The sequence below is a fragment of the Paracoccus sp. BR5-17 genome, from assembly GCF_055693925.1.
Window position 1 is genome coordinate 1,325,240 of sequence record NZ_JBVFUV010000003.1, and the last position, 25,049, is coordinate 1,350,288.

Genomic DNA, 25,049 nt, shown 5'->3' on the forward strand with positions numbered 1-25,049 from the left:
GCCTCTAGCGCAGCGCGACCGAGGGCGGAGACTTCCAGGGGGGCGCGATGGTCGGCGCGCCGAAGTAGTATCCCTGCAGGCAGTCGATGCCGCTGTCGATCAGGAAGCTGGCGTCGTCGGCGGTTTCCACCATTTCGGCCACGGTGAACATGTCGAAGTGCTGTGCGATCGACATCAGCGCCCGCGTCAGCACCTGGTTGTCGGGGTGGGTCGAGATCTCGCGGATGAACTGCCCGTCGATCTTGATCATGTCGAAGCAGAAGTCGCGCAGATAGCGGAACGAGGTGTAGCCCGCGCCGAAATCGTCAAGCGCCAGCCCGATCCCGTATCGCTGCACCTCGCGCATGAAGGCCTTCACGTCGTCGGGCATGTCCATGGCCGAGCTTTCGGTGATCTCCAGGATCAGCCTTTCGGCGGCCTGGGGATTGGCCGACACGCCGCGGCGCAGGGTGTCCATCCAGGCCGGATAGCCGATCGAACGCGCCGACATGTTGATCGACAGGCGAAGCGACGGTTCTTCGGAAAGCGCCTTGAGGCCCAGCGACAGCGACAGGCAGTCGATCTGGCGCCCCAGTTCCGTGGTTTCGGCCGCCGGCATGAAGTCGCGCAGCGGCACCATCCGGCCCGATTCGTCGATGATGCGGATCAGCCCTTCGTAGAAGGCGGGACGGCTCGTGCGCTCCGCCTGCACGACGGGCTGGAAGGCCAGCACGCCATTGCCCCGTTCCACCGCCAGCCGCACCGCCGGCAGCGTCAGCCTGCTTTGCTGGTCCACGGCGAAGTCCAGCGGGGATCCCTTGCCGGGTTGGTTCGCGTTTGTCACGTCTGATCCCTTGTCACCCAATCACACCACAATCAGTTATGGCGATAATCGCCTAATATGCGGTAAACCGGCAGGGATTTTTGGATTGACGGTTAACGGCGCGGTCCCGACCCTAGTCGGCCAGCAGTTGGCGGATGACCTCCCTGGCCGGTCCGCTGTTCCAGTCCGCTTCGCCCAGCAGGCGGGCGACCTCGTGGCCGTCGCGGTCGATCAGGACCGTCACCGGCAGGCCCAGCACGCCCATGCCGCGCGCCAGCTGCTGGCGCGGATCCAGCAGGACGGGCAGGTTCCGAAGCCCGGTTTCCGCGTAGAACCTGTCGATGTTTTCGGGGTCGTTGCGCCCCGTCGCCACCGCCACGACCTGGAAATCCTCGCCGCCCATCTCGGCCTGAAGCGCGTCCAGCGAGGGCATCTCCTCTCGGCAGGGGGCGCACCAGGTGGCCCAGAAGTTCAGCAGAACGACCTTGCCGCGATAGTCGGCCAGGCTGTGCGCGCCGCCTTCGGGATCGGTGAATTCCGCGTCGGAGACCGGCAGGGGCTCTTCGGCCGGGACCAGCTTGACCAGGCCCGCGTCGCGCGCGGCCTGCCAGTCCACCGCGCCCGCGCAGGCGGCGTTTGCACCCAAAACCAGTGCCGTATAAAGCAGGGCGGAACGCAGCATGAAGACCTCCGAAGGACGCGCCTATGACCGACCGGCCGCAACAGGATTCCGCCAACAGCATGTGGGGCGGGCGGTTTGCCGCAGGTCCCGACGCGATCATGGAGGCGATCAACGCCTCGATCGGCTTCGACCGGCGGCTCTATGCCCAGGACATCCGGGGCAGCCGGGCCCATGCGGCGATGCTGGCCGCACAAGGCATCATCAGCGATAGCGATGCGCGGGCAATCAGGGAAGGGCTGCTCACCGTCTTGTCAGAGATCGAGGCGGGCGATTTCCCCTTCCGCACCGAACTGGAAGACATCCACATGAACGTGGAAGCCCGGCTGAAGGAGATCATCGGCGAACCTGCGGGCCGTCTGCATACCGGCCGGTCCAGGAACGACCAGGTGGCCACCGACTTCCGGCTGTGGGTGCGCGACCAGTGCGACGGCGTGACCGACGCGCTGCGCGCGCTGATCCGCGCCGCGCTGGCCCAGGCCGAGGCGGGCGCGGACTGGGTGATGCCCGGTTTCACCCATCTGCAGACCGCACAGCCGGTCACCTGGGGCCATCACATGATGGCCTATGTGGAAATGTTCGGCCGCGACCTGTCGCGCTTTCAGGATGCCCGCCGGCGGATGAACGAATCGCCCCTGGGCGCCGCCGCCCTGGCCGGCACCGGCTATCCCATCGACCGCCACGCCACCGCCGAGGCGCTGGGCTTCGAGGCGCCAATGGCCAACAGCCTGGACGCGGTGTCGGACCGCGACTTCGCCCTGGAGTTCCTGTCGGCGGCCAGCATCTGCGCGGTCCACCTGTCGCGGCTGGCCGAGGAGCTGGTGATCTGGTCATCGGCCCAGTTCCGCTTCGTGTCGATGTCGGACAAGTGGTCCACCGGCAGCTCGATCATGCCGCAGAAGCGCAACCCCGACGCGGCCGAACTGATCCGCGCCAAGATCGGCCGCATCCTGGGGGCGACGGTCGCTCTGTTCACGGTGATGAAGGGCCTGCCGCTGGCCTATTCGAAGGACATGCAGGAGGACAAGGAGCAGGTCTTCGACGCCGCCGACCACCTGATGCTGGCGCTTGCGGCGATGACCGGGATGCTGTCCGACCTGACCGCCCATCGCGACCGGATGGAGGCCGCGGCCTCGGCCGGGTTCTCGACCGCGACGGATCTGGCCGACTGGCTGGTGCGAGAGCTTGGCCTGCCGTTCCGGGACGCCCACCATGTCACCGGATCGCTGGTCGCCCTGGCCGAACGGAAGGGCTGCGACCTGCCCGACCTGACGCTGGACGACATGCAGTCCGTCCATGCTGGCATCACCGACAAGGTGTTCGGCGTTCTGGGCGTTCACAATTCGGTCGCCTCGCGGCAAAGCTATGGCGGCACGGCGCCCGATCAGGTGCGCGCGCAGATCACCCGCTGGAAAGGAAAACTGGCATGAAGTGGATCGCGATTCTGGCGGTGGCGGCGGTGGCGGCCTGCGGCGTGGACGGCCCCCCGAACGGCCGGCGGCGGCGCCCAGGAACGAGCCGAAGTCCAACGTCACGATCTCGGGGCACGCCACGATGGGCGTGATCACGGAGCTGTAGTGGACCACTTCAACTATCACGGCGGCCAGCTTTGCGCCGAGGACGTGCCGCTGGCGCGCATCGCGGCCGACGTGGGCACGCCCGTCTATGTCTATTCCGCGGCGACGCTGACGCGCCATTTCGGGCTGTTCCGCCAGGCGCTTGACTGGACCGACCACCTGGTCTGCTTTGCGGTGAAGTCGAACAGCAACCTGGCGGTTCTGAAGCTGCTGGGCGATCTGGGCGCGGGCATGGACGTGGTGTCGGGGGGAATACGCGCGGGCGCGGGCCGCGGGCGTCCCGGGCGAACGGATCGTGTTTTCCGGCGTCGGCAAGACCCTGCCCGAGATGCGCATGGCCATCGATGGCGGCATCCGCCAGTTCAACCTGGAATCCGAGCCCGAGATGCGGGCGCTGTCCGATCTTGCGGCGGGCATGGGCGCCACGGTTCCGGTGGCGGTGCGCGTCAATCCCGACGTCGACGCCAGGACCCACGAGAAGATCGCCACCGGCAAGTCCGAGAACAAGTTCGGCATTCCCATCGCCCGCGCGCGCCAGGTCTATGCCGAGGCGGCGTCGCTGCCGGGGCTGCAGGTGGTGGGCATCGACGTGCATATCGGCAGCCAGCTGACCGATCTCGAACCGTTCCGCGCCGCCTATGGAAAGGTCGCTGACCTGACCCGCGCGCTGCGCGCCGATGGCCACGCCATCAGCCGGCTGGATCTGGGCGGCGGGCTGGGGATCCCCTATCGGCGCGACAACAACGCGCCCCCGTTGCCGCTGGAATACGGGCAGGTGATCCGCGAGACGGTGGGCGATCTGGGCTGCGAGATCGAGATCGAGCCGGGCCGCAACATCGTCGGCAATGCCGGGGTGCTGCTGAGCCGGGTGATCTATGTGAAGGAGGGCGAGGGGCGCCGCTTCCTGATCGTGGACGCGGCCATGAACGACCTGCTGCGCCCGGCCATGTACGGCGCCCATCACGACGTCGTTCCGGTCGTCGAACCCGCCCCGGGCGCGCCGGTGCGGCCCTTCGATGTCGTGGGACCGGTCTGCGAGATCGGGCGACACCTTCCAGAAGGGGGCGGATCTGCCCGATCCGGCGGCGGGCGATCTGATCGCGTTCCGATCGGCGGGGGCTTATGGCGCGGTGATGGCGTCGGAATACAACTCGCGCCCGCTGGTCCCGGAGGTGCTGGTGCGCGGCGATCACTTCGCCGTCATCAGGGCAAGGCCGACGTTTGAGGAAATGCTGGCGCGGGATAGCATCCCGGAATGGCTTTGACGCGGCACCACGATGCGACGCCCCGGCCGGGGGCTGCCGGCCCCCGGACCCCCGGGGATATTTTCGCACAGAAGAACGGCCCGGTCGTCCGCGCCCTGCGCCTGACCCGCTGGGGGATGGTCTGGGAACGGGCGGCCCGCGCCTTCTGGCCGCTGGCGACCGTGCTGGCGCTTGTCTTCGCGGCCCTGTCGCTGGGCGTGGTGGCCGGGGTGCCGCAGCCCGTCCTGCCCTGGCTGGCAGGGGCGGCGGTTCTGCTGCTGATCTGGGTCGCGATCCGCGGCGGGATGCGGTTCCGCCGGGTGCGGATGGCCGAGGCGATGGCCCGGCTGGACCGGACCCTGCCGGACCGTCCGCTGGCCGCCCTGACCGACCGCGCCGCGATCGGCGGCGAGGGGGCGCTGTGGCAGGCGCATCTGGCGCAGATGCAGCAGCGGGCATCCCGTGCGCGCGCCGTGCGCCCCGATGCCGGCCTGACGCGGCGCGATCCCTATGCGCTGCGCCTTGCCGGGCTGGTGGCCCTTGTCATGGCGCTGATCTTCGGCGGCGCCGCGCAGATGGGGCAGGGGATCGAGGCGATCGCCGCGACCGTGTCCCGCCCGGTGGCGACCGACCAGACCCCGAGCGGCCCCAGCTGGGAGGGCTGGGCCGAGCCTCCCGCCTATACCCGCCGTCCGACGCTTTATCTGAACGCCCTTGCCGAAGGGCAGGTCCTGGAACTGCCCAAGGGCAGCGAGGTGACGTTCCGGCTGTACGGGCAGGGGATCGCCGTCGCCCAGGATGTCGGTCCCGCGACAGGCGATGATCCGCAGGCGCCGGGATTCCGCGCCGAAAGCTCGGGCAGCATCGAGGTTGCCGGGCGCCGCTTCGAGGTGACCGTGCTGCCCGACAGCGCACCGGTGATCCAGGCTGGCGCCGCGCCGGTCCGCCGCGCCGACGGCCGGATGGTGCAGGACTTCACCGCCCGCGACGACCACGGCATAGCCCTGGGACAGGCGGTGATCGCCCTTGACCTGGCCGCCGTCGATCGGCGCTACGGGCTGGCGATCGACCCCGAGCCGCGGCCCGCCGTCGAATTGGCGCTGCCGCTGCCGCGCGGCGACCGGCGCGAGGTGCAGGGCCAGCTGACCGAGGATCTGTCCCGCCATCCCTGGGCCAACCTTCCCGTCAGCGTCAGCCTGCGGGCCGTGGACGGCATCGAGCAGGTGGGCGAGGCCCAGCCGATGCGCACCGTCCTGCCGGGGCGGCGCTTCTTCAACCCGCTGGCCGCCGCGCTGATCGAGATGCGGCGCGACCTGTTGTGGTCGCGCGACAACGCCGGACGCAGCGCGGAAATCCTGCGCGCCGTGACCTGGCAGCCTCAGGGCTTCGTCGAACAGGCGCTTTACCGCGAACTGCGCGGCGCCGTCGCCCTGTTGGAAGGCGATCCGCTGACCGACAAGGCCCGCGACGATCTGGCCGAGGCGCTGTGGCAGGCGGCCGTGCTGCTTGAGGATGGCGGGCTGTCCGACGCGCTGGAACGGATGCGCCAGGCCCAGGAAAAGCTGTCCGAGGCGATCCGCAACGGGGCCAGCCCCGACGAGATCCAGCGGCTCATGGACGAATTGAAGGCCGCCACGGACGCCTATACCGAGATGCTGGCCCAGCAGGGCCAGCAGCAGGATCCCTCGGAGCGGTTCACGCAGGATCAGCCCGGCCAGCAGATCACCGGCGACCAGATCCAGCAGATGATGGACGAGATCCAGCGCCTGATGAACGAGGGCCGCATGGCCGAAGCCCAGGAGCTGCTGGAACAGTTCAACCGCATGATGGAGAACCTGCAGGTCCGTCAGGCGCAGGGCGGCGGCGAGGGCCAGGAGGGCAGCAGCGGCAACCAGCCGATGAACCGGCTGGCCGACACCCTGCGCGAACAGCAGCGCCTGTCGGACGACGCCTTCCGCGACATGCAGGAACAGTTCGGGCAAGGCCAGCCGGGCCAGCCCTCGCCCGATCTCGCAGGGGCTGGCGGACCGCCAGCGGCAACTGCGCGAGGAACTGGGCCAGCAGCAGGGCCTGCTGCCCGGCCAGGGATCCCCCGGCGGGGACGAGGCGCGGCGCCAGCTTGACGAGGCAGGCCGCGCCATGGAGGAGGCAGAACAGGCGCTGCGCAAAGGCGACACCGGCGGGGCGCTGCAGCGGCAGGCCGATGCGATCCAGTCGATGCGCGAGGGGATGCGCGCGCTGGGCGACATGCTGGCCCAGCAGGGGCAGCAAGGCCAGCAGGGACAGCAGGGACAGCAGCAGGGGCAGGACGGCCAGCAGCCGGGCGGCGGCGACCGCGCCGGACAGGGCCAGACGATGGGCCAGCGTCCCGCGCTGGATCCGCTGGGGCGTCAGCGCGACGGCAATGGCCATGTCATCGCCGGCGGCAATCCCCTGGCCGAAGGCGTGGATCCCGCCCAGCGCGCCCGTGACCTTCTGGACGAAATCCGCCGCCGCAGCGGCCAGGTCGAGCGCCCGCAGGACGAACGCGACTACCTGGGCCGCCTGCTGGACCGGTTCTGATCAGCCGACCAGATTGCCCAGGCTGTCCTGCAGCCACAACCGCGCCCCGTCCAGGATGTCGCGCAGGTTCGTCAGGACCGCCCCCAGGGCCCCCTGATCGGCCAGCCGGGGTGCCAGCAGATACAGCGCCACCAGGCCGGCCGCCAGGATCAGGGCCAGGCCGAAGCCCATGCCATAGGCGCTGCGGCCCGGTTGCGCCGCAGGGGCGGGCCGGTCGCGCCGGTCCTCGCGGATCGCGGGCTTCCTGATCGGGGCGACGACGGCTGCCGCCTGGGCGGGGACAAGCTGTGCAAGCCCCGGCGTCCGGGGCGCCGGCTGCGCGGCTTGCGGCCCGACCGGCGCTGGCATCGCGGGCTCGGGCTCCGCCGTCTCCGCCTCTGTTGTCCCCCTCTCTCCGGGACCCGCCTTTTCGGGCCGGACAGGGCGGCTGGTCGCGGCGATGGGGGGGTCCTCGTCCGGCGTGGGTGCCGGTGGCGTGGCGGCGGGGGCCGGGCGGGTTCCTGCGCCCTCGGCGGCACGGGCGCGGCGCTCGTGCTCGACCTCGCCGCGCAGGATGTCCAGCACGTTGTCGGGCAGGCTGCGGTTCAGCCGGGGAACGCCGCCGGTGGGCCGCTCGGCCGCCGGTTGGGGGTCGGGGCCGATGGCGCCAGGCTGGGGGGCCGCGTGCCAGACATGGCCGCAGGCGCTGCACTCGACCTCGCGCCCGCCGGGGGGAATGGCTGCGTCGGGGACGCGGTATTCCGCCGCGCAGCCGGGACAGATCAACCGTATTTCCGCCATGCCGGCCCTCGCATTCGCCTTTTGGCTGTTCTATCAAGCGCGGGGCCGGCTTCCAAGCGGGGCCAAGCCTGAAAGAACGGCAGGGACGGGACAAGGGGGTTGCGCTTGATCGAGATGCGGGATGTCGGCTTCGGCTATCACGGGGGGCCTGAGCTGCTGTCGAACATGACGCTGACCTTGCAGCCGGGCATGTTCCATTTCCTCACCGGCCCGTCGGGGTCGGGCAAGACCACGCTGCTGCGGCTGTGCTATGCCGACCTGCTGCCCACCTCGGGCGAGATGACGGCCTTCGGCGGCGACCTGCGCCAGCTGACGCGCGACGGCATCGCCGATCTGCGCCGCAGGGTCGGGGTCGTGCATCAGGACACGCAGTTCCTGGACCACCTGCCCGTGGCCGAGAACGTGGCCCTGCCGCTGTCGGTGGCGGGCGAGCCGGTGGATCTTGACGCGCTGCGCGATCTTCTGGGCTGGGTGGGGCTGACCCAGCACGCCCGCGCGCTGCCGCCCTCGCTCTCGGGCGGGGAACGCCAGCGGGCGGCGCTGGCGCGCGCGGTGATCCTGTCCCCGGATCTGGTGCTGGCGGACGAGCCGACCGGCAACCTGGACTGGGAGATGTCGGTCCGGCTGATGCAATTGCTGATCGAGCTGAACAGGTCGGGAAAGACCGTGCTGGTCGCAACCCATGACCTGAACCTGATCCGCGCGGCGAAGGCGCAGGTTGCGGCGCGCGTGCTGCGGATCGCCAACGGAACCTTGCAACTGGCGGGGGCGGATCTGTGAAACGGTCGGAACGGGGGGCGCTGAACCCCAGGGCGCTGTGGCAGGGGTTGATGCGCGACGGCGGATCGGGCGACCGGATCGTGCCGCCCACGGGCTTCACGGCGCAGCTGACGCTGTTCTCGGCCGGGGCGATGGCCTTCCTGGCGGTCTTCGCCCTGGCCCTGGCGCTGGCCACGGGGCGACTGGCGGACCGCTGGTCGGGCGAACTGGCCGGATCCGTCACCGTCCGCATCAGCGCGCCCGAAGGCGATCAGGACGCGGCGGCGCAGGCGGCGCTGCAGGTCTTGGCCACCACGCCCGGCGCCGGCCAGCCGCGCCTGCTTCCCCCCGAGGAGGTGGCTGACCTGCTGGCGCCCTGGTTCGGCCCCGACATGCCGGTGGACGCGCTGCCGGTGCCCGCGCTGATCGACCTGCCGATCACCGGCGAGGATTTCGACGCCCAGGGCCTGCGCCTGCGGCTCGAGGCCGAGGTGCCGGCCGCGGTTCTGGATGACCACACGGAATGGCGCCGTCCGCTGGTGACGGCGGCGAACCGGCTGCGGATGCTGGGCATCGTGTCGCTGCTGCTGATCGCGGCGGCCTCGGCCGCGATGATCACGCTGGCGGCCAAGGCGGCCCTGGCCGCCAACGGGCAGGTGATCCGGGTGCTGCGGCTGATCGGGGCCCGCGACATCACCATCGCCACCGCCTTCGTGCGCCGCTTCACCAAGCGCGCGGCGGTCGGCGCGGCCGTCGGCACGGCCTGCGGGATGGCCGGCATCGCCCTGCTGCCGCGCATGGATGCGGCGGGCGGGTTCCTGACCGGGCTGGGCTTCCAGGGCTGGGGCTGGCTGCTGCCGCTGCTGATTCCCGTGGTGGCGGGCATCGTGGGCTTTCTGGCGACGCGCTGGGCCGCGCTGAAGATGCTGGAGTCGGTGCGATGACCGACCGGGCGGCCTCGGCCGGTCCCGGCCCGCTGACGCCCTGGCAGCACCTGCAGAACGGGCTTTACTACCTGCATGTCGCGCTGGCCACCGTGGTGATCGGGCTGCTGGGCATCCCCGCCCTGCTGCGCGAGGGCCGCGCCGGCGCCAACCGCGTCGCGACCCGCTGGATCGGCTACATGCTGTGGGCGGCGCGCCTGCATCTGGGCGTCACCTGCGAGGTGCGCGGCACGCCCCCGACCGGTGACTGCATCATCGCCGCCAAGCACCAGTGCTTTCTGGATATCCTGGTCATCGCCCATGCCGTTCCGCGCCGAGCCTTCATCATGAAGCGCGAGGTGATGCGGGTGCCGATCATGGGCTGGTATGCCTGGAAGGTGGGCTGCATCCCCATCGACCGCACCCGCGGCCGCGACGCCATGCGCGCCATCTCGTCCGAGATCAACCGCCGCTTGGCCGGCGAGGGGCTGGGCCAGCTCATCATCTATCCCGAAGGCACGCGGACGCTGCCGGGCGAACGCCGGCCCTACAAGCACGGCGTCAGCACGATCCGGGCCGGCACCGGCCTGCCGGTGGTGCCGGTGGCGGTCAACACCGGCCTGTTCTGGCCGCGCAAGGGCTGGGGCATCCGGCCCGGCCGCGCGGTGGTCGAGTTCCTGCCGGCCATCCCGGCCGACCTGCCTGCCGAGGGCTTCATGCCCCGCCTGGAGGCCGAGATCGAAAGCCATTCCGACCGCCTGATGGCCGAAGGCGGCTTCAGGACCATCGCCGCCTGATCGCCGTGGCCGCCCCGCCGGGGGCGGCCTTCCTTGCCGGGGACGGTCGCTTCGTCACAGCCGTTGGGGCGGCTGGGGCCGGAGGGCGGCCTGACGCCGGGGCGGCGGGGCCCCGGACGCGGCGTCGGGGCTGCCGCCGTCGGGTCCGTCCTCATCCTCGTCCAGAAGCGCGCGGCGCATGTCGCCTAAGTCGGTGCTGTGGAAATGGTTCAGCCCCGTCTGCACATACAGATAACGCAAGAGCATCTGTCCCCCCGGTTCAGGATGCCTGCTGCCTGCCCGCCGTGCCCAGGCTGCGCAGCAGCCCGTCGAGGCGCGCGATCTGATCCTTGAGGGCCAGCCGCTGGCGCTTGAGGCGCTGCAGGATCAGGTTGCAGGGCGCGGGGCGGCGCAGTTCCTCGGCGATCATGGCCTTGATGACCTGATGACGGCGGCGCAGGGCGACAAGCCTGACGCCGATCGAGAATGACCGGACTGCGGGACTGGTCTTCATGGGTTTTTCCTCCTGTCGATCGCGGGAACCGGACGGCACCGCACCCGCCTGATATGGCGGTGGCAAGGCGTCGGAAAAGGCGGCCCAGCCTGAAAAGACAATCGGATATTCCGATCAGACGCGGATCGTGCTAGGCTGTGGCCATCCCCTGCGCCAAGGCCCCGCCGCCATGACCGGCCAACCGACCCTGAAGCAACTGGCCTATTTCACCGCCCTTGCCGAAACCCGCCACTATCGCCGCGCGGCCGAGCGGGTGGGGGTCAGCCAGTCGTCGCTGAGCCAGCAGATCCTGGGCCTGGAGGCCGCCCTGGGCCTGGAACTGGTCGAGCGCGGGCAGCGGGGCGCGGTGCTGACCCCGCAGGGGCGCGTGATGCTGGCTCAGGCCCGCAGGGTGCTGGACGAGGCCGAGGCGCTGCGCGGCCTGGCGCAAGAGGCGCGCGGCGGCATCAGCGGCACCATCCGGCTGGGTTCGACGCCCACCATCGGCCCCTATATCATGCCCCACGTGATGCGGCGGATCCGCCTGTCCTACCCCTTGCTCAAGGTGATCGTGCGGGACGCGGCGCCGCTTGTGCTGCGCGACGAACTGCTGGCGGGCCAGCACGACCTGATCCTGACGCAGCTGCCGGTCGGTTCCGCCGATGTCGAGGTGCTTCGCCTGTTCCGCGAGCCGCTGAAGCTGGTCGTGGCGCATGACCATCCGCTTGCCGGCCGGTCCGAGGTGCTGGACGACGACCTGGCCGGAGAGGACATCCTGGCCCTGTCCAGGACCTATGTCCTTCACAGCCAGATCGTCGCCCTCTGCGACGAGACGGGCGCCAACCTGCGGCAGGACTATGAAGGCACCAGCCTGGACGCGCTGAGGCAGATGACGGCGCTGAACATGGGGCTGAGCTTCCTGCCGGCGCTGTACATCCAGTCCGAGGTGTCGCCCGAAACCGGGGACGTGGCGGTGCTGGCGTTCCGGCGCAACCGCCTGACGCGCTCGATCGGGCTGGGCTGGCGGCGGCGTTCCGCCCACCGTCCCCTGATCGACCGGATGGCGGCAATGATCCGGGCCGTGGCGCAGGACCGCTTCGGCGGGCTGGTGGTGGTGGAATGATCCGCCGCGGGCTTTGGCCGTCTGAGGTCAGGCCACGAGGCTTTTCGACCCCATCTCGAGGAACTTCTGCCGGCGTTCGCGGACGAGGTCGGCGGGCGTCTTGCCCGCCAGGGCGGCCAGCATGGCGGCGATCTCCTCGCCCACGGTCTTGATCGCGGCGGCGGGGTCGCGCTGCGCACCGCCCACAGGTTCGGCGATGATGCAGTCGATCACGCCCAGCCTTTTCAGATCCTGCGCGGTCAGCCGCAGCGCCTCGGCCGCCTCGCGCATCCGGTCGGCGTCCTTCCACAGGATCGAGGCGCAGCCCTCGGGCGAGATCACCGAGTAGATCGAATGTTCCAGCATGGCCACGCGGTTGGCCGTGGCGAAGGCCACCGCGCCGCCCGACCCGCCCTCGCCGATGATGACGCTGACCAGGGGGACGCCGATTTCCAGGCATTTCTGAGTGCAGCGGGCGATGGCTTCGCTTTGGCCGCGTTCCTCGGCGCCCTTGCCGGGATAGGCGCCGGGCGTGTCCACCAGGGTGATGACCGGCAGGCCGAAGCGATGGGCCAGATCCATCAGCCGGATCGCCTTGCGATAGCCTTCCGGCCGGGCCATGCCGAAGTTGTGGTGGATGCGGGTCTTGGTGTCGGTGCCCTTTTCATGGCCGATCACCACACAGGGCGCGTCGTTGAACCGCGCCAGGCCGCCCATCACCGCGTGGTCGTCTCCGAAGGCGCGGTCGCCGGCCAGAGGGGTGTATTCCGTGAACAGCGCGCCGATGTAGTCGCGGCAGTGCGGGCGGTCGGGATGGCGGGCCACCTGGGTCTTGCGCCAGGGATCCAGCGACTTGTAGAGATCGCGCAGAAGTTCGGCGGATTTCCTGTCCAGCGCCGCCGCCTCCTTCTCGACATCCACGGTGTTGTCGGATTTGCGGGCGAGGGCGCGGAGTTCCTCGGCCTTGCCCTCGATGTCGGCAAGCGGCTTTTCGAAATCCAGATAGACCATTGCGGGATACGCCTTCGGGCTGTTCGGGTTGGGCACCTATATGATCGTGCCGGCGCGGGATTGCAACGCGCAGCCGGGGGCGCTTCGCCCCCGGACCCCCCGAGGATATTTGCGGCACAGAAGATGCCGCGGCGTCAGGGAAGGATCTCGACCGTCGTCCCGACCCTGACGGCGGCGTAGAGCTCGCGGATCTCGGCATCCGCGACGGCGATGCAGCCTGCCGTCCAGTCGCCGGGCAGGCTTTCACCGTCGGGGCGCTGGTTGGGCTGGCCGTGGATGAAGATGTCGCCGCCGGGATCGACGCCTTCGGCGGCAGCGCGGGCCCGATCCTGCGGGCGGGGATAGTCGATGCCCATCGACAGGTGGTAGGCGCTGTCCGGGTTCAGCCGGTCGATGGTGAAGCGACCCTCGGGCGTGCGTCCGTCGCCCTGGCGGCGCTTGTCGCCCTGGGGGGCGAAGCCCAGGGCGATGCGATAGGCTTTCAGCGGCCTGCCCTGGCGAAAGACCGTCATGCTTCGGGTGGACTTGCGGATCAGGATGTGATCGACCGGGCCATCCAGCGTAGCGGCCAGGGGCGGCACGCGCGGCAGGGGAACGGCCGGCGGACGCTGCAGCGGCGCCAGGATCGCCCAGGCCGCCGCAAGGATCGCCAGGGCCGTGAGGGCCGCGAAGAGCCGCGCCAGCCCCTTCATTGCAGGTCGGCGAACGCCTGCCGCAGGCGGCTCACCGCCTCGGCCACGCGGGCGCGGGGGGTGGCCAAGTTGAAGCGCAGGAACGGCTCGCCCCCGGTGCCGAAGGTCGCGCCGTGATTGGCGGCGATGCGGGCGGCCTGTTCGACCCGCGCGGTGAACTCGGCCGGCTCCATGCCGGTCCCCGAGAAATCCACCCAGGCGAGGTAGGTGGCCTCGAGGGGCATCGAGCGCAGGCCGGGAATGGCATTGATGCCCGCGTCGAAAAGCCTGCGGTTGCCGTCCAGATAACCGACCAGGGCATCCACCCAGGCGGCGCCTTCGGGCGAATAGGCCGCGGCCACCATGTCCATGCCGAAGAGGCCGGGCGAGATGCCGCGGGCCATCAGCGCGGTCCTGAAGCGGCTGCGCAAGGCCGGATCGGCGATGATCGCGTTGCCGATATGGGCGCCGGCGATGTTGAAGGTCTTGGTCGCCGCGTTCAGCGTCACCAGCCGGTCGGCGATGTCCGGGCAGGCCAGGGCGGTGACGCTGTGGCGGTGGCCCGGCATCACGAGGTCGCAGTGGATCTCGTCCGAGACGAGGACGAGGTCGTGGCGGATGCAGAAGTCGGCGATCTGGCGCAGTTCGGCCGGGGTCCAGACGCGGCCGCCGGGATTGTGCGGGGAACAGAGGATCAGCAGTTTCTCGTGTCCCGTCAGGCGGGCCTCCCAGGCGGGCCAGTCCAGGCGGTAAAGGCCGTCCTCCTGCACCAAGGGCAGTTCGACCAGTTCGCGCCGCGCGGCGCGGATCACGCGGCCGAAGGCATGGTAGACGGGCGACATCACGATCACGCCGTCGCCGGGTTCGGTGCAGGCGTCCAGCGCCATCGCCACGCCGTTGACCAGCCCCGCGCAGGTCAGGATCCAGTCGGGATCGACGGTCCAGCCGTGGCGGTGGTCCATCCACCAGCGGATCGCGTCCAGATAGGCGGGATTGGCCCCCGGATAGCCGTAGACGCCGTGGGCGGCCGTGGCCTCGACCGCGCGCTGCACGGCGGCAGGGGGCGGAAGTCCATGTCCGCCACCCACATCGCCAGCCCGCCGTCCTGCGGCGCGACGCCGTAGGCCGCCTGCATGTCGTCCCATTTGGAACAGCGGGTGCCGATGCGGTCGATGATCTCGTCGAAGTCGGGGGTCATGCTGCGGCCTGTCGTTGTTTCTGCCTGCATACGCGGCTTGTTGCTTATGGTGAAGCCTTGCCCTACATCGCGGATCATGAGCAGCCTGCGCCCCATCCTGATCCATCCCGATCCGCGCCTGAAGAAGGTCTGCGCGCCCGTGGCCCGCATCACGCCCGAGATCGAGGACCTGGCCGCCGACATGCTGGCGACCATGTATGACGCGCCGGGCGTCGGCCTAGCGGCGCCGCAGGTCGGGGTGCTGAGCCGGGTCTTCGTGATGGACGCGACCCGCGACCCCGAGGCCGAGCGACAGCCGATGGTCCTGGTGAACCCGGAACTGGCCTGGGCGTCCGAGGACATGAACACATACGAGGAAGGCTGCCTGTCGATCCCCGACCAGTATGCCGACGTCACCCGCCCCAGGCAGGTGAAGCTGCGGTGGCTGGGCCTGGACGGCAGGACCCATGAGCAGGAGTTCGACGGATTGTGGGCCACCTGCGCCCAGCACGAGCTGGACCACCTGAACGGTGTGCTGTTCATCGACCATCTGTCGGCCATCAAGCGGCAGATGATCACCCGCAAGATGGTCAAGCTGAAGCGGGAAAAGGGCCGTGCGTAGGGCCAGGGGCTGATGGCGGTCCGGCCCTTCCTGCCCTATGGCGACCGCCGCCTGCACATCCCGGCCCAGCCGGTCGGAGGGGTAACCGAGACGGTGCGCATGATCTGGGACGACATGGTGGACACGATGGAGGCGATGCCGGGGGTGGGGCTGGCGGCGCCGCAGATCGGCATCATGCTGCGGCTGGCGGTGGTGGACGCCTCGGACAGGCGGGGGCAGGCCGTCAGGATGGCCAACCCCGAGATCCTGCACGCCAGCGTCCAGATCCGCAGCCATGAGGAGGCCAGTCCGAACCTTCCCGGGGTAGCGGCCATGATCAGCCGCCCCCGGGCGGTGACGGTGCGGTTCCTGAACGACGCGGGCGAGGTCGAGGAGCGCGATTTCGTCGGGCTCTGGGCCACCAGCGTGCAGCACCAGATCGACCATCTGGAGGGGCGGATCTATGTCGATCACCTGTCGCCGTTGCGGCGCAAGATGCTGGTCGCGAAATCGGCGAAGCTGGCGCGTCGGTGAGCCCGCCAGGGGCCAGCCCCCGGACCCCCGGGATATTTCCGGTCCAAAGAGGAGGCAGGATGCGCGTGATCTTCATGGGAACGCCCGAGTTCTCTGTCCCCGCCTTGCGGACGATTGCCGCACGGCACCAGGTCGTCGCCGTCTATTCGCAGCCGCCGCGCGCGGCGGGGCGGGGGCAGAAGCCGCGCCCCTCGGCGGTTCATGCGGTGGCGGATGAACTGGGGATCGAGGTTCGCACACCGCTGCGGCTGCGCGAGCCCGCCGATCAGGATGCGTTTGCAGCGCTTCGGGCCGATGTGGCGGTGGTGGTGGCCTACGGCCTGATCCTGCCGCAGCCGGTTCTGGATGCGCCGCGCCTGGGCTGCCTGAACATCCACGCTTCGCTTCTGCCGCGGTGGCGGGGGCGGCGCCGATCCACCGCGCCATCATGGCGGGCGATGCCGAAACCGGCGTGGCGATCATGCAGATGGAGGCGGGGCTCGACACCGGGCCGGTGCTGGCCGAGGCGCGGACCCGGATCGGCGCCGAGGAGACGACCGGGGATCTGCACGACCGGCTGTCTAACATGGGGGCCGGGCTGATCGTCGATGTGCTGGACCGGCTGCCCCTGCCCGCCGCGCCGCAGGGAGAGGCGGGCGTGACCTACGCCGCCAAGATCGACAAGGCCGAGGCACGGCTGGACTGGTCGCGTCCCGCCGCCGAGGTGGACCGGCTGATCCGGGGGTTGTCACCTTTCCCGGGCGCCTGGTGCGACATTGCCGGAGAGCGCGTGAAGCTGTTGCGCAGCCGGATCGCCGAGGGGCAAGGGGCGCCGGGCCAGGTTCTGTCGGGCTTCACCGTCGCCTGCCGGGAAGGCGCGGTCGAGATCATGGAGGCGCAGCGGGCCGGCAAGAGGCCCATGGCCGCCGCCGAACTGCTGCGCGGCTGGACGCTGCCCGCTCGTCTGGGCTGAGGGCGCGGGCCGCGCTTCGCCCCGGCGCGGCGGGGTTCATCCCCGCCCGCCGGGGCGAAGGCCGGATCAGATGGCGCCGTGGCAGTGCTTGAACTTCCTGCCCGATCCGCAGGGGCAGGGGTCGTTGCGCGACGGGTTCCCCCAGGTGGCCGGGTTGCCTTCGTCGAAGCCCGGCACCAAGGGTCGGGGCTTTTCCGCATCCCCGTCGGACCGACGGTCCGCGCCGTGCTCCATCGTCAGATGTTCTTGGGCGGCCTGCTGCTGCTGGGCCATCTGGCGCAGCATCTCGTCGCGTTCGGCCTCGGTCAGGGGGCGGATCTGGGCCAGGCGCTGGGTCACGTCGAAGCGCAGGCCGTTCAGCATGGTCTCGAACAGCTGGAAGGCCTCGGTCTTGTATTCCGACAGCGGATCGCGCTGCGCATAGCCGCGGAAGCCCACCACCGATCGCAGGTGTTCCAGCGTCAGCAGGTGGTCGCGCCATTTCTGGTCGATCATCTGTAACAGCACCTGCTTTTCGATGTTGCGCATGTTTTCCGGCCCGAACGCCTGTGCCTTGTCGGCCATGTAGGTATCGGTCGCCTGTTCGATCCGTTCGCGGATGGTGTCCTGGTCCACGCCTTCCTCGGCCGCCCAGTCGGCGAGCGGCAGGTTCATGTTCAGCCGCTCGCGGATGGCGGCCTTCAGGCCGTCCAGATCCCACTGTTCGGGATAGGACTTCGGCGGCATGAATTCTTCGACCAGGTCGTCGATCACCTGGTGGCGCATGTCGGCGGCGATTTCCCCGACCTCGGTGCTGTCCATGATCTCGCGGCGCTGGCTGAAGATCGCCTTGCGCTGGTCGTTCATCACGTCGTCGAACTTCAGCAACTGCTTGCGGATGTCGAAGTTGCGGCCTTCGACCTTGGCCTGGGCGCGTTCCAGCGACTTGTTCACCCAAGGGTGGACGATCGCCTCGCCTTCCTTCATGCCCAGCGTGGACAGGACCTTGTCCAGCCGTTCCGACCCGAAGATCCGCATCAGGTCGTCGTCCAGCGACAGGAAGAACAACGAGCGGCCGGGATCGCCCTGCCGCCCCGACCGGCCGCGCAACTGGTTGTCGATGCGGCGGGATTCGTGGCGTTCGGTGCCCAGAACGAACAGGCCCCCGGCATCCAGCACCTTCTGCCGGTCGGCGGCGTGTTCGGCTTCGATCCGGGTGCGGATGTCGTCGGGGTTCGCCTCGGGGTCCGCCTTCAGCGCCTCCAGCACCTTCATTTCCACATTACCGCCCAGCTGGATGTCGGTGCCGCGACCGGCCATGTTGGTGGCGATGGTGACGGCGCCGGGCTTGCCGGCATCGGCGACGATCTGCGCCTCGGCCTCGTGCTGGCGGGCGTTCAGGACGTTGTGGGGGATGCCTTCCTTCTGCAGCAGGGCCGACAGCATCTCGGACTTCTCGATGCTGGTGGTGCCGACCAGCGTGGGCTGGCCCTTCGCGTGGGCTTCCTTGATCGCCTCGATCACGGCGGCGTATTTTTCCCCGGCCGTGCGATAGACGCGGTCGTGTTCGTCCACCCGCGCCACCGCCCGGTTGGTGGGAACCTCGACCACGCCCAGCTTGTAGATCTCGGCGAATTCGTCGGCCTCGGTCGCGGCCGTGCCGGTCATCCCGGCCAGCTTGGCGTAAAGGCGGAAATAGTTCTGGAAGGTGACGCTGGCCAGGGTCACGTTCTCGGGCTGGACGGCCACGCCCTCCTTGGCCTCAATGGCCTGGTGCAAGCCGTCCGACAGCCGGCGGCCCTTCATCATCCGGCCGGTGAATTCGTCGATCAGCACCACCTCGCCGTCGCGGACCATGTAGTGCTGGTCCTTGTTGAACAGCTTCCACGCCCGCAGCGCCTGGTTGGCGTGGTGGACGATGGTGGTCGATTCCGGATCATACAGCGTCTGGCCATCGGGCAGGATGCCGTCGGCCTGCAGGCGCTGTTCCAGAAACTCGTTGCCTTCCTCGGTGAAGGTGGCGTTGCGGGCCTTCTCGTCCAGCTTGTAGTGGTCCTCGGTCAGCAGCGGGATGTACTGGTTCAGCGTGACATACAACTCGCTTCGGTCCTGGCTGGGCCCCGAGATGATCAGCGGGGTGCGCGCCTCGTCGATCAGGATGCTGTCCACCTCGTCGACGATGGCGAAGTTGTGGCCGCGCTGGACCATCTCCTCGACGCTGCCCTTCATGTTGTCGCGCAGGTAGTCGAAGCCCAGCTCGTTGTTGGTGGCATAGGTCACGTCGGCGCCGTAGGCCGCGCGCTTTTCGGGTTCCGGCTGGAAGGGATAGACCACGCCCGTGGTCATGCCCAGCTGGCGGAAGACCTTGCCCATCCAGTCGGCGTCGCGCTTGGCCAGATAGTCGTTGACGGTGACGATGTGGACGCCCTTGCCGGTCAGCGCGTTCAGATAGGCGGGAAAGGTCGCCACAAGGGTCTTTCCCTCGCCCGTCTTCATCTCGGCGATGTTGCCCTGGTGCAGGAAGATGCCGCCCATCAGCTGCACGTCGAAGGCCCGCAGGCCCAGGGCGCGGCGCGCGCCCTCGCGGCAGTTGGCGAAGGCCTCGGGCAGGATGTCGTCAAGGCTTTCGCCGCCCGCCACCCGGGCCTGGAACTCGCGGGTCTTCTCGACCAGTTGCTGGTCGGTCAGCGGGCGGAACTGGTCCTCCAGCGCGTTGATGCGGGCCACCAGCCCGCGCGTCCCCTTGACCTTGCGGTCGTTGGGGCTTCCAAAGACCTTCTTCGCCAGATGTCCGATGCCGAGCATGTTACCTTCGCAATCACGTTGTTGGGAAAGGCGGGGTCTGCCGGGCTATTGCCGCGACCTGCCGCATTGCCGTATCAGGGGCCTGAACGAAAGCGGCGGCAGCGCCTTCCACGGAGTTGGACCGGGATCTATGCCTCGCCCGCCCCACTGTCAACGCTGGCCCCGACCGGGCAGAACACGCGAAGGAACCTCCATGCTGAAACCGTCGATCCTGGCCCTTGTTCTGGCCACGGCCCTGCCTTTCGCGACCCAGGCCCAGGCCCAGGACAAGGGCGCCGATACGGTCGTGGCGACCGTCAACGGCACCCCGATCACCCTGGGCGAGATGATCGTGATGAAGCAGGCCGCGTCCCAGGATCCGCAGATGGCCGAGATGGGCGACGGCGCGCTGTATCAGATCATGCTGGACCAGCTGATCCAGCAGACCGCGGTTGCCGGCGCGGGCAAGGAAAACGCCGGCGTGCGCGCGCAGCTGGAGATCCAGCGGCGCAACGCCCTGGCCGCCGCCGCCATCGCCGAGGTCGCGCAGGACCAGCCGACCGATCAGGACATCCAGGCGGCCTATGACGGGCTGTTCGCGTCCGAAGAGCCGGCGACCGAATACTCGGCCGCGCATATCCTGGTCGATACCGAGGAGAAGGCCAGGGACATCAAGGCGCAACTGGACGGCGGCGCGGATTTCGGCACCCTGGCCGAACAGAACTCGACCGGCCCCAGCGGGCCGAACAAGGGCGATCTTGGCTGGTTCAGCGCCGATCAGATGGTCAAGCCCTTCGCCGATGCCGTGAGCGCGATGGAAAAGGGCCAGATCTCGGACCCCGTCCAGACCGAGTTCGGCTGGCACGTCATCAAGCTGAACGACACCCGCCTGCGCGAGGCGCCCCCGCTGGACCAGGTGCGCGACCAGATCAGCCAGATGGTCCTGCGCGACAAGGTCCAGGCCGAGATCGCGCGCCTGACCGCCGAGGCCGAGGTCGAGAAGGTCGAGGGGATCGACCCTGCGCTGATGAACAGGACCGAGCTGCTGGAGGCCGAGTGATGGGCAAGGCCGGGCTTCCCCGTCCCCCCTTGCCCCGGCCCGCTTCCCCGACCTGCCGGTGATCGAGGGCGTCGCCTTCGCCAGCGGTGCCGCGGGTGTGAAATACCAGGGCCGGACCGACGTGACGCTGATCCGCGTGGCGCCCGGATCGACCCTGGCCGGCGCCTTCACCCGGTCGTCAACCCGCGCCGCCTGCATCCTGGACAACCAGGCCAAGCTGGCGGCCGGCGGCGACGCGCCCCAGGGCGCCGCCATCATCGTCAATTCCGGCAATGCCAATGCCTTCACCGGCGCCCGGGGCCGGCAGTCCGTCGCTGCCGTGACCGGTGCGGTGGCGCAGGCCGTGGGCGTGCCTGCGGACCGGGTCCTGTCCTGTTCGACCGGCGTGATCGGCGAGCCGCTGCCCCATGACCGGATCATCGCCATCGTGGATGACCTGGCGGCCTCGCTGGACGAGCGGGCCATCGCCGAGGCCGCCCGTGCCATCATGACCACCGACACCTTCCCGAAGGGGGCATCCGCCACCGTCGCCGCGGAGGGCGGCGAGATCCGCATCGCCGGGATCGCCAAGGGCTCGGGGATGATCGCGCCGGACATGGCGACGATGCTGGTCTATGTCTTCACCGACGCCACGATCGCGGCGCCGCTGCTGCAGCAGGCGCTGTCCTCGGGGCTGGAGACCACCTTCAACGCGATCACCGTGGACAGCGACACCTCGACATCCGACGCGCTGATCCTGGCGGCCACGGGACGCAGCCCGGCCGCGCCCATCGCCTCGCTCGATAGGGGCGCAGGCGCGGCCTTCGTGACCGCCCTGCACGGCGTCATGCGCGAACTGGCGCAGCTTGTGGTGCGCGACGGCGAAGGCGCCACGAAATTCGTCGAGGTGCAGGTGACCGGCGCTGAATCGGTGGCCGACGCCCACAAGGTGGCCATGTGCATCGCCAATTCACCCCTGGTCAAGACCGCCATCGCCGGCGAGGACGCGAACTGGGGCCGCATCGTCGCGGCGGTCGGCAAGTCGGGGGCGGCGGCGGACCGCGACCGCCTGACCATCCGCTTCGGCGACATGGTGGTGGCCCAGGACGGCTGGCGCTCGCCGTCCTATGACGAGAGCCGGGCCAGCGCCTACATGAAGCGGCAGGATCTGGTGATCGCGGTGGATCTGGGGCTGGGGCAGGGGGCGCGGACCGTGTGGACCTGCGACCTGACCCACGGCTATATCGACATCAACGCCGACTACCGGTCGTGACGACGGTCCTTGTCGCCGCGGTGGCCCTGATCGACGCCGACGGACGGGTGCTTCTGGCGCAGCGCCCGGAAGGCAAGTCGATGGCCGGCCTGTGGGAGTTTCCCGGCGGCAAGGTCGAGCCGGGCGAGACCCCCGAGGCCGCGCTGATCCGCGAGCTGCACGAGGAGCTGGGCATCGACACCTGGACCTCGTGCCTGGCGCCCCTGACCTTCGCCAGCCATGCCTATGCCGATTTCCACCTGCTGATGCCGGTCTTCGCCTGCCGCCGCTGGAACGGCATTCCCCAGCCGCGGGAAGGGCAGAGGCTTGCCTGGGTCCGCTCGGCCGATCTGCGCCGCTATCCGATGCCGCCCGCCGACGTGCCGCTGATCCCCGCCCTGCAGATGTGGCTTTGATGCCGCAATTCCGGGCATCGTGGCCGAAAGCTGCCTTGCAGATGGTCTGGTCGCGGTTTCGTTAAACTATAAGTAACCATTTCACGGCAGATTGGTTCCAGAGGAAAGAGAGGGCTGACATGATTCGTACGATTTCCATCGGTAGCCACGTTCTCGTTCAGGGGCTTTTCGAATGTCTGGCCCCCAACGGGAACATGATCGTCCGCATCGGGACGCGCACCTATGAGGGAAAGCCGGTTACCCGGTAACGCCGGGGCATTGCCGCACCACGACAGATGCGAAAGGGGCGGCCGCGACGGCCGCCCCTTTTGATTCGGTGACTTTGATCCGGTGACAGGGGGGCGCGCGGCCTTACAGGCTGCGCTCGACCTCTTCCCGCTCGAAGATCTCGATGACATCGCCCTGGCGGATGTCGTCGTAGTTCTCGAAAGCCATGCCGCATTCCTGGCCCGAGATGACTTCCTTCACCTCGTCCTTGAACCGCTTCAGGGTCTTCAGCGTGCCCTCGTGGATCACCACGTTGTCACGCAGCAGGCGCACGCCGGCCGACCGGCGCGCCACGCCTTCGGTGACCAGGCAGCCCGCGACCTTGCCGACGCCCGTGACCTTGAAGACCTCGCGGATTTCCGCGTAGCCGATGAAGTTCTCGCGAACCTCGTTGGACAGCAGGCCCGACGCCGCCGCCTTGATGTCGTCCACCAGGTCGTAGATGATCGAGTAGTAGCGGATCTCGACGCCCTTCTGGTTGGCGGCATTGCGGGCCGGGGCGTTGGCGCGGACGTTGAAGCCGATCACCGGGGCCCTGCTGGCTTCGGCCAGGCCGATGTCGGATTCGGTGATCGCGCCGACGCCGTAATGCAGCACGCGGACCCGGACTTCATCGTTGCCGATCTTTTCCAGGGCCTGGACGATCGCCTCGGCCGAACCCTGCACGTCGGCCTTCACGACCACCGGCAGTTCCGACACGTTCTGGTCCGCCTTGGCCTTGGCCATCAGCTGTTCCAGCGTCGTCGCGGCGCCGGCTGCGGCGCGCTTGTCCTTGGTCTGCTGGATGCGGTAGTCGGCGATTTCGCGGGCCTGGGCCTCGGTCTCGACCACGTTCAGCACGTCGCCGGCCTCGGGCGTGCCGTTGAGGCCCAGCACCTCGACCGGAACCGACGGTCCGGCCTCATCGACCCGCTCGCCCTTGTCGTTGATGAGGGCGCGGACCTTGCCCCACTGTTCGCCCACCACGAAGATGTCGCCGCGCCTCAGCGTGCCGTTCTGGACCAGGACGGTGGCGACGGGACCGCGGCCCACGTCAAGCTGCGCCTCGATCACGGCGCCTTGGGCGGCGCGGTCGGGATTGGCCCGAAGTTCCAGGATCTCGGCCTGAAGGGCGATGGCGTCCAGCAGTTCGTCCAGGCCCTGGCCGGTCTTGGCGGAAACCTCGACATCCTGCACGTCGCCCGACAGCTTCTCGACCACGACCTCGTGGTGCAGCAGGGCGGTGCGGACGCGGTCAGGATCGGCCGAGGGCTTGTCGATCTTGTTGATCGCCACGATCATCGGCACCTTGGCGGCCTTGGCGTGGTTGATCGCCTCGATCGTCTGCGGCATCACGGCGTCGTCGGCCGCGACCACCAGCACCACGATGTCGGTCACCTGCGCGCCGCGGGCCCGCATCGACGTGAAGGCGGCGTGGCCCGGCGTGTCCAGGAAGGTCAGGACGGCACCGGATTCGGTCGTCACCTGATAGGCGCCGATATGCTGGGTGATGCCGCCGGCTTCGCCCGACACGACGTTGGCGTGGCGGATCGCGTCCAGAAGCGAGGTCTTGCCGTGGTCCACGTGACCCATGATCGTCACGATCGGCGGGCGCGGCTGCAGATCCTCGGGACGGTCCTGGACGGTGTCGATGACCTGCTCCACATCGGCGTCCGAGACGCGCACGGCCCGGTGGCCGAATTCCTCGATCACGAGTTCGGCGGTGTCGGCGTCGATGGCCTGGTTCATGGACACCATCATGCCCATCTTCATCAGCGACTTGACGACATCGGCGGCCCGTTCCGCCATGCGGTTGGCCAGTTCCGACACCACGATGGTTTCCGGCAGCTGCACGTCGCGCACCTGCTTTTCGGCGCGCACGTTGCCCATCGCCTTCTGGCGGGCGCGGTCCTGCTTGCGCTTCATCGCGGCCAGCGACCGCTGGCGCCCGCCCTCGCCGTCAAGCGCCTGCGTCAGCGACAGGCGGCCGGTGCGGCGGTTGTCCTCGGCCTTGGCCTTGGCCTTGGCGTCGCTGTCGCCGCCGGCGTCGCGGCGGTCGCGGTCGGTGCGGCGCGGGCCGGTGGCGGTGCCGGGCTTCTCGGCGCGCGAGGCCGCGGCCTCGATGGCGGCGCGGTCGGGCGTGGCGGGACGCGCGCCTGCCGGGCGGGCGGCGGGCGCCGCGGCGCGGGCCGGGCGTTCGGCGGGTTTGGGTTCGTCCTTGCGCCGGGCGGCATCCGCGGCCTCGCGGGCCCGGCGCTCGTCTTCCTCGGCCTTCTGGCGCAGGGCGTCCTCGCGCTCGCGCTCTTCGCGGTCGCGGGCCTCGATCTCGGCGCGGCGGCGTTCGCGTTCCTCCTCGCGCGCCTTTTCGTCGGCGGCCCGCTGGGCGGCTTCCTCGACCTCGCGCGACTTGGCGGCGGCAAGCGCCTTGAGGCGGCGCTCCATCTCGGCATCCGAGATCCCGGCGGGACGCTTGGAGGGATCGCTGGCCACCCTGGCGGTCAGCGGTGTCTTTGCCTTGTCGGTCACGGCGGGCGCGGCGCCCGGCTTGGGAACCATGACGCGCTTGCGCTTGGTTTCCACGACGACGCTCTTGGTGCGGCCGTGGCTGAAGCTTTGCTTGACCTGGCCCGAGCGGCCGCTGCCGCCGAGTCCCAGGGTGGATTTTCCGTCTTTGTCGCTCATCTGCGTCT

Annotated in this window: 20 protein-coding genes and 4 pseudogenes; 14 read left to right on the top strand and 10 right to left on the bottom strand. The window is 69.4% G+C overall.

Annotation, left to right across the window (positions count from 1 at the left end; all coding sequences use genetic code 11):
* Positions 1 to 4: 4 nt before the first annotated feature.
* Positions 5 to 823, bottom strand: a complete 819-nt coding sequence (locus ACZ1HC_RS08045; protein ID WP_472699524.1) for an EAL domain-containing protein — start codon at positions 821 to 823, stop codon at positions 5 to 7.
* Positions 824 to 935: 112 nt separating this feature from the next.
* On the bottom strand, positions 936 to 1,484 hold the full coding sequence (locus ACZ1HC_RS08050) for a TlpA disulfide reductase family protein (RefSeq protein WP_472699525.1): 549 nt from the start codon (positions 1,482 to 1,484) through the stop codon (positions 936 to 938).
* A gap of 23 nt (positions 1,485 to 1,507) precedes the next feature.
* Between ACZ1HC_RS08050 and argH the strand changes: the two genes are divergently transcribed.
* The 3 genes and pseudogenes from argH (at position 1,508) to ACZ1HC_RS08065 (ending at position 6,864) form a co-directional block, all read left to right on the top strand.
* Positions 1,508 to 2,911 carry an argininosuccinate lyase gene (argH, locus tag ACZ1HC_RS08055; RefSeq protein WP_472699526.1) on the top strand — a complete coding sequence of 468 codons (1,404 nt, stop codon included), beginning with the start codon at positions 1,508 to 1,510 and terminating at the stop codon, positions 2,909 to 2,911.
* 147 nt (positions 2,912 to 3,058) lie between these two features.
* Positions 3,059 to 4,323: pseudogene (gene lysA, locus ACZ1HC_RS08060) on the top strand (diaminopimelate decarboxylase).
* 116 nt (positions 4,324 to 4,439) lie between these two features.
* Positions 4,440 to 6,864, top strand: a pseudogene (locus ACZ1HC_RS08065) (DUF4175 domain-containing protein).
* On the opposite strand, the gene ACZ1HC_RS08070 reads toward ACZ1HC_RS08065, so the two are convergent.
* Positions 6,865 to 7,644, bottom strand: coding sequence for a zinc-ribbon domain-containing protein (locus ACZ1HC_RS08070; protein WP_472699527.1), 780 nt, complete (start codon positions 7,642 to 7,644; stop codon positions 6,865 to 6,867).
* A gap of 105 nt (positions 7,645 to 7,749) precedes the next feature.
* Here ACZ1HC_RS08070 and ACZ1HC_RS08075 point away from each other — a divergent pair, with 105 nt between their 5' ends.
* Genes ACZ1HC_RS08075 through ACZ1HC_RS08085 form a run of 3 tightly spaced genes read left to right on the top strand, consistent with a single transcriptional unit; the run spans position 7,750 to position 10,123 of the window.
* Positions 7,750 to 8,424 carry a cell division ATP-binding protein FtsE gene (locus ACZ1HC_RS08075; protein ID WP_472699528.1) on the top strand — a complete coding sequence of 225 codons (675 nt, stop codon included), beginning with the start codon at positions 7,750 to 7,752 and terminating at the stop codon, positions 8,422 to 8,424.
* A gap of 50 nt (positions 8,425 to 8,474) precedes the next feature.
* Positions 8,475 to 9,347, top strand: coding sequence for a cell division protein FtsX (locus ACZ1HC_RS08080; RefSeq protein WP_472700811.1), 873 nt, complete (start codon positions 8,475 to 8,477; stop codon positions 9,345 to 9,347).
* Positions 9,344 to 10,123 (top strand): lysophospholipid acyltransferase family protein, encoded by a 780-nt coding sequence (locus tag ACZ1HC_RS08085; protein ID WP_472699529.1) that lies wholly within the window; start codon positions 9,344 to 9,346, stop codon positions 10,121 to 10,123. The genes ACZ1HC_RS08080 and ACZ1HC_RS08085 overlap by 4 nt, the downstream gene beginning before the upstream one ends.
* 54 nt (positions 10,124 to 10,177) lie before the next feature.
* On the opposite strand, the gene ACZ1HC_RS08090 is transcribed toward ACZ1HC_RS08085, so the two are convergent.
* Together ACZ1HC_RS08090 and ACZ1HC_RS08095 are read right to left on the bottom strand one after the other, a co-directional pair.
* A complete protein-coding gene (locus tag ACZ1HC_RS08090; RefSeq protein ID WP_472699530.1) occupies positions 10,178 to 10,369 on the bottom strand; it encodes a hypothetical protein in 192 nt (63 codons plus the stop codon).
* A gap of 13 nt (positions 10,370 to 10,382) precedes the next feature.
* Entirely contained in the window at positions 10,383 to 10,616 is a 234-nt protein-coding gene (locus tag ACZ1HC_RS08095) for a YdcH family protein (RefSeq protein ID WP_472699531.1), read from the bottom strand.
* 169 nt (positions 10,617 to 10,785) lie between these two features.
* On the opposite strand from ACZ1HC_RS08095, the gene ACZ1HC_RS08100 reads away from it, so the two are divergent.
* Positions 10,786 to 11,718: a hydrogen peroxide-inducible genes activator gene (locus ACZ1HC_RS08100; RefSeq protein ID WP_472699532.1), complete on the top strand. Its 933-nt coding sequence runs from the start codon at positions 10,786 to 10,788 to the stop codon at positions 11,716 to 11,718.
* 27 nt (positions 11,719 to 11,745) lie between these two features.
* Here ACZ1HC_RS08100 and ACZ1HC_RS08105 read toward each other — a convergent pair whose 3' ends face one another.
* The 3 genes and pseudogenes from ACZ1HC_RS08105 to ACZ1HC_RS08115 all read right to left on the bottom strand — a co-directional run bounded on the left by ACZ1HC_RS08105 (position 11,746) and on the right by ACZ1HC_RS08115 (position 14,577).
* The gene (locus ACZ1HC_RS08105; RefSeq protein ID WP_472699533.1) at positions 11,746 to 12,708 is read right to left on the bottom strand and encodes an acetyl-CoA carboxylase carboxyltransferase subunit alpha; all 963 of its coding nucleotides are present in this window, start codon (positions 12,706 to 12,708) and stop codon (positions 11,746 to 11,748) included.
* A gap of 134 nt (positions 12,709 to 12,842) precedes the next feature.
* Positions 12,843 to 13,400, bottom strand: coding sequence for a L,D-transpeptidase family protein (locus ACZ1HC_RS08110; RefSeq protein ID WP_472699534.1), 558 nt, complete (start codon positions 13,398 to 13,400; stop codon positions 12,843 to 12,845).
* A pseudogene (locus tag ACZ1HC_RS08115) lies at positions 13,397 to 14,577 on the bottom strand (MalY/PatB family protein). Before ACZ1HC_RS08115 ends, ACZ1HC_RS08110 begins: the two are co-directional and overlap by 4 nt.
* Before the next feature lie 76 nt (positions 14,578 to 14,653).
* On the opposite strand from ACZ1HC_RS08115, the gene def (ACZ1HC_RS08120) reads away from it, so the two are divergent.
* The 4 genes and pseudogenes from def (ACZ1HC_RS08120) to ACZ1HC_RS08135 all read left to right on the top strand — a co-directional run bounded on the left by def (ACZ1HC_RS08120) (position 14,654) and on the right by ACZ1HC_RS08135 (position 16,643).
* Positions 14,654 to 15,178, top strand: coding sequence for a peptide deformylase (gene def, locus ACZ1HC_RS08120; RefSeq protein WP_472699535.1), 525 nt, complete (start codon positions 14,654 to 14,656; stop codon positions 15,176 to 15,178).
* Positions 15,179 to 15,190: 12 nt separating this feature from the next.
* A complete protein-coding gene (def, locus tag ACZ1HC_RS08125; protein ID WP_472699536.1) occupies positions 15,191 to 15,691 on the top strand; it encodes a peptide deformylase in 501 nt (166 codons plus the stop codon).
* 74 nt (positions 15,692 to 15,765) lie between these two features.
* Positions 15,766 to 16,226 (top strand): annotated as a pseudogene (locus ACZ1HC_RS08130) (methionyl-tRNA formyltransferase); the annotation flags it as partial.
* A 30-nt stretch (positions 16,227 to 16,256) separates the two neighbouring features.
* Positions 16,257 to 16,643 (top strand): methionyl-tRNA formyltransferase, encoded by a 387-nt coding sequence (locus ACZ1HC_RS08135; protein ID WP_472700812.1) that lies wholly within the window; start codon positions 16,257 to 16,259, stop codon positions 16,641 to 16,643.
* Between the two features lie 66 nt (positions 16,644 to 16,709).
* Here the strand turns inward: ACZ1HC_RS08135 and secA are convergent, their stop codons facing one another.
* Entirely contained in the window at positions 16,710 to 19,427 is a 2,718-nt protein-coding gene (gene secA, locus ACZ1HC_RS08140; RefSeq protein ID WP_472699537.1) for a preprotein translocase subunit SecA, read from the bottom strand.
* A 193-nt stretch (positions 19,428 to 19,620) separates the two neighbouring features.
* On the opposite strand from secA, the gene ACZ1HC_RS08145 reads away from it, so the two are divergent.
* From ACZ1HC_RS08145 to mutT, 3 genes are read left to right on the top strand one after another with little or no spacing between them, the layout of a single operon-like run.
* A complete protein-coding gene (locus tag ACZ1HC_RS08145; RefSeq protein WP_472699538.1) occupies positions 19,621 to 20,466 on the top strand; it encodes a peptidylprolyl isomerase in 846 nt (281 codons plus the stop codon).
* A 52-nt stretch (positions 20,467 to 20,518) separates the two neighbouring features.
* On the top strand, positions 20,519 to 21,718 hold the full coding sequence (gene argJ / locus ACZ1HC_RS08150) for a bifunctional glutamate N-acetyltransferase/amino-acid acetyltransferase ArgJ (RefSeq protein WP_472700813.1): 1,200 nt from the start codon (positions 20,519 to 20,521) through the stop codon (positions 21,716 to 21,718).
* Complete coding sequence (gene mutT / locus ACZ1HC_RS08155) at positions 21,715 to 22,113, top strand: 8-oxo-dGTP diphosphatase MutT (RefSeq protein ID WP_472699539.1); 399 nt, start codon at positions 21,715 to 21,717, stop codon at positions 22,111 to 22,113. Before argJ ends, mutT begins: the two co-directional genes overlap by 4 nt.
* A gap of 351 nt (positions 22,114 to 22,464) precedes the next feature.
* Here the strand turns inward: mutT and infB are convergent, their stop codons facing one another.
* Positions 22,465 to 25,041, bottom strand: coding sequence for a translation initiation factor IF-2 (gene infB, locus ACZ1HC_RS08160; protein WP_472699540.1), 2,577 nt, complete (start codon positions 25,039 to 25,041; stop codon positions 22,465 to 22,467).
* Positions 25,042 to 25,049: the final 8 nt, after the last annotated feature.

Bases quoted from the DNA above. Each gene is read 5' to 3' on its own strand.
- ACZ1HC_RS08070 (WP_472699527.1), bottom strand. From the start codon at position 7,644: ATGGCGGAAATACGGTTGATCTGTCCCGGCTGCGCGGCGGAATACCGC.
- ACZ1HC_RS08110 (WP_472699534.1), bottom strand. From the start codon at position 13,400: ATGAAGGGGCTGGCGCGGCTCTTCGCGGCCCTCACGGCCCTGGCGATC.
- secA (WP_472699537.1), bottom strand. From the start codon at position 19,427: ATGCTCGGCATCGGACATCTGGCGAAGAAGGTCTTTGGAAGCCCCAAC.
- ACZ1HC_RS08085 (WP_472699529.1), top strand. From the start codon at position 9,344: ATGACCGACCGGGCGGCCTCGGCCGGTCCCGGCCCGCTGACGCCCTGG.
- def (WP_472699536.1), top strand. From the start codon at position 15,191: ATGGCGGTCCGGCCCTTCCTGCCCTATGGCGACCGCCGCCTGCACATC.
- ACZ1HC_RS08145 (WP_472699538.1), top strand. From the start codon at position 19,621: ATGCTGAAACCGTCGATCCTGGCCCTTGTTCTGGCCACGGCCCTGCCT.
- ACZ1HC_RS08080 (WP_472700811.1), top strand. From the start codon at position 8,475: ATGCGCGACGGCGGATCGGGCGACCGGATCGTGCCGCCCACGGGCTTC.
- ACZ1HC_RS08135 (WP_472700812.1), top strand. From the start codon at position 16,257: ATGGGGGCCGGGCTGATCGTCGATGTGCTGGACCGGCTGCCCCTGCCC.
- ACZ1HC_RS08095 (WP_472699531.1), bottom strand. From the start codon at position 10,616: ATGAAGACCAGTCCCGCAGTCCGGTCATTCTCGATCGGCGTCAGGCTT.
- ACZ1HC_RS08050 (WP_472699525.1), bottom strand. From the start codon at position 1,484: ATGCTGCGTTCCGCCCTGCTTTATACGGCACTGGTTTTGGGTGCAAAC.
- def (WP_472699535.1), top strand. From the start codon at position 14,654: ATGAGCAGCCTGCGCCCCATCCTGATCCATCCCGATCCGCGCCTGAAG.
- ACZ1HC_RS08105 (WP_472699533.1), bottom strand. From the start codon at position 12,708: ATGGTCTATCTGGATTTCGAAAAGCCGCTTGCCGACATCGAGGGCAAG.
- ACZ1HC_RS08100 (WP_472699532.1), top strand. From the start codon at position 10,786: ATGACCGGCCAACCGACCCTGAAGCAACTGGCCTATTTCACCGCCCTT.
- ACZ1HC_RS08090 (WP_472699530.1), bottom strand. From the start codon at position 10,369: ATGCTCTTGCGTTATCTGTATGTGCAGACGGGGCTGAACCATTTCCAC.
- infB (WP_472699540.1), bottom strand. From the start codon at position 25,041: ATGAGCGACAAAGACGGAAAATCCACCCTGGGACTCGGCGGCAGCGGC.
- argH (WP_472699526.1), top strand. From the start codon at position 1,508: ATGACCGACCGGCCGCAACAGGATTCCGCCAACAGCATGTGGGGCGGG.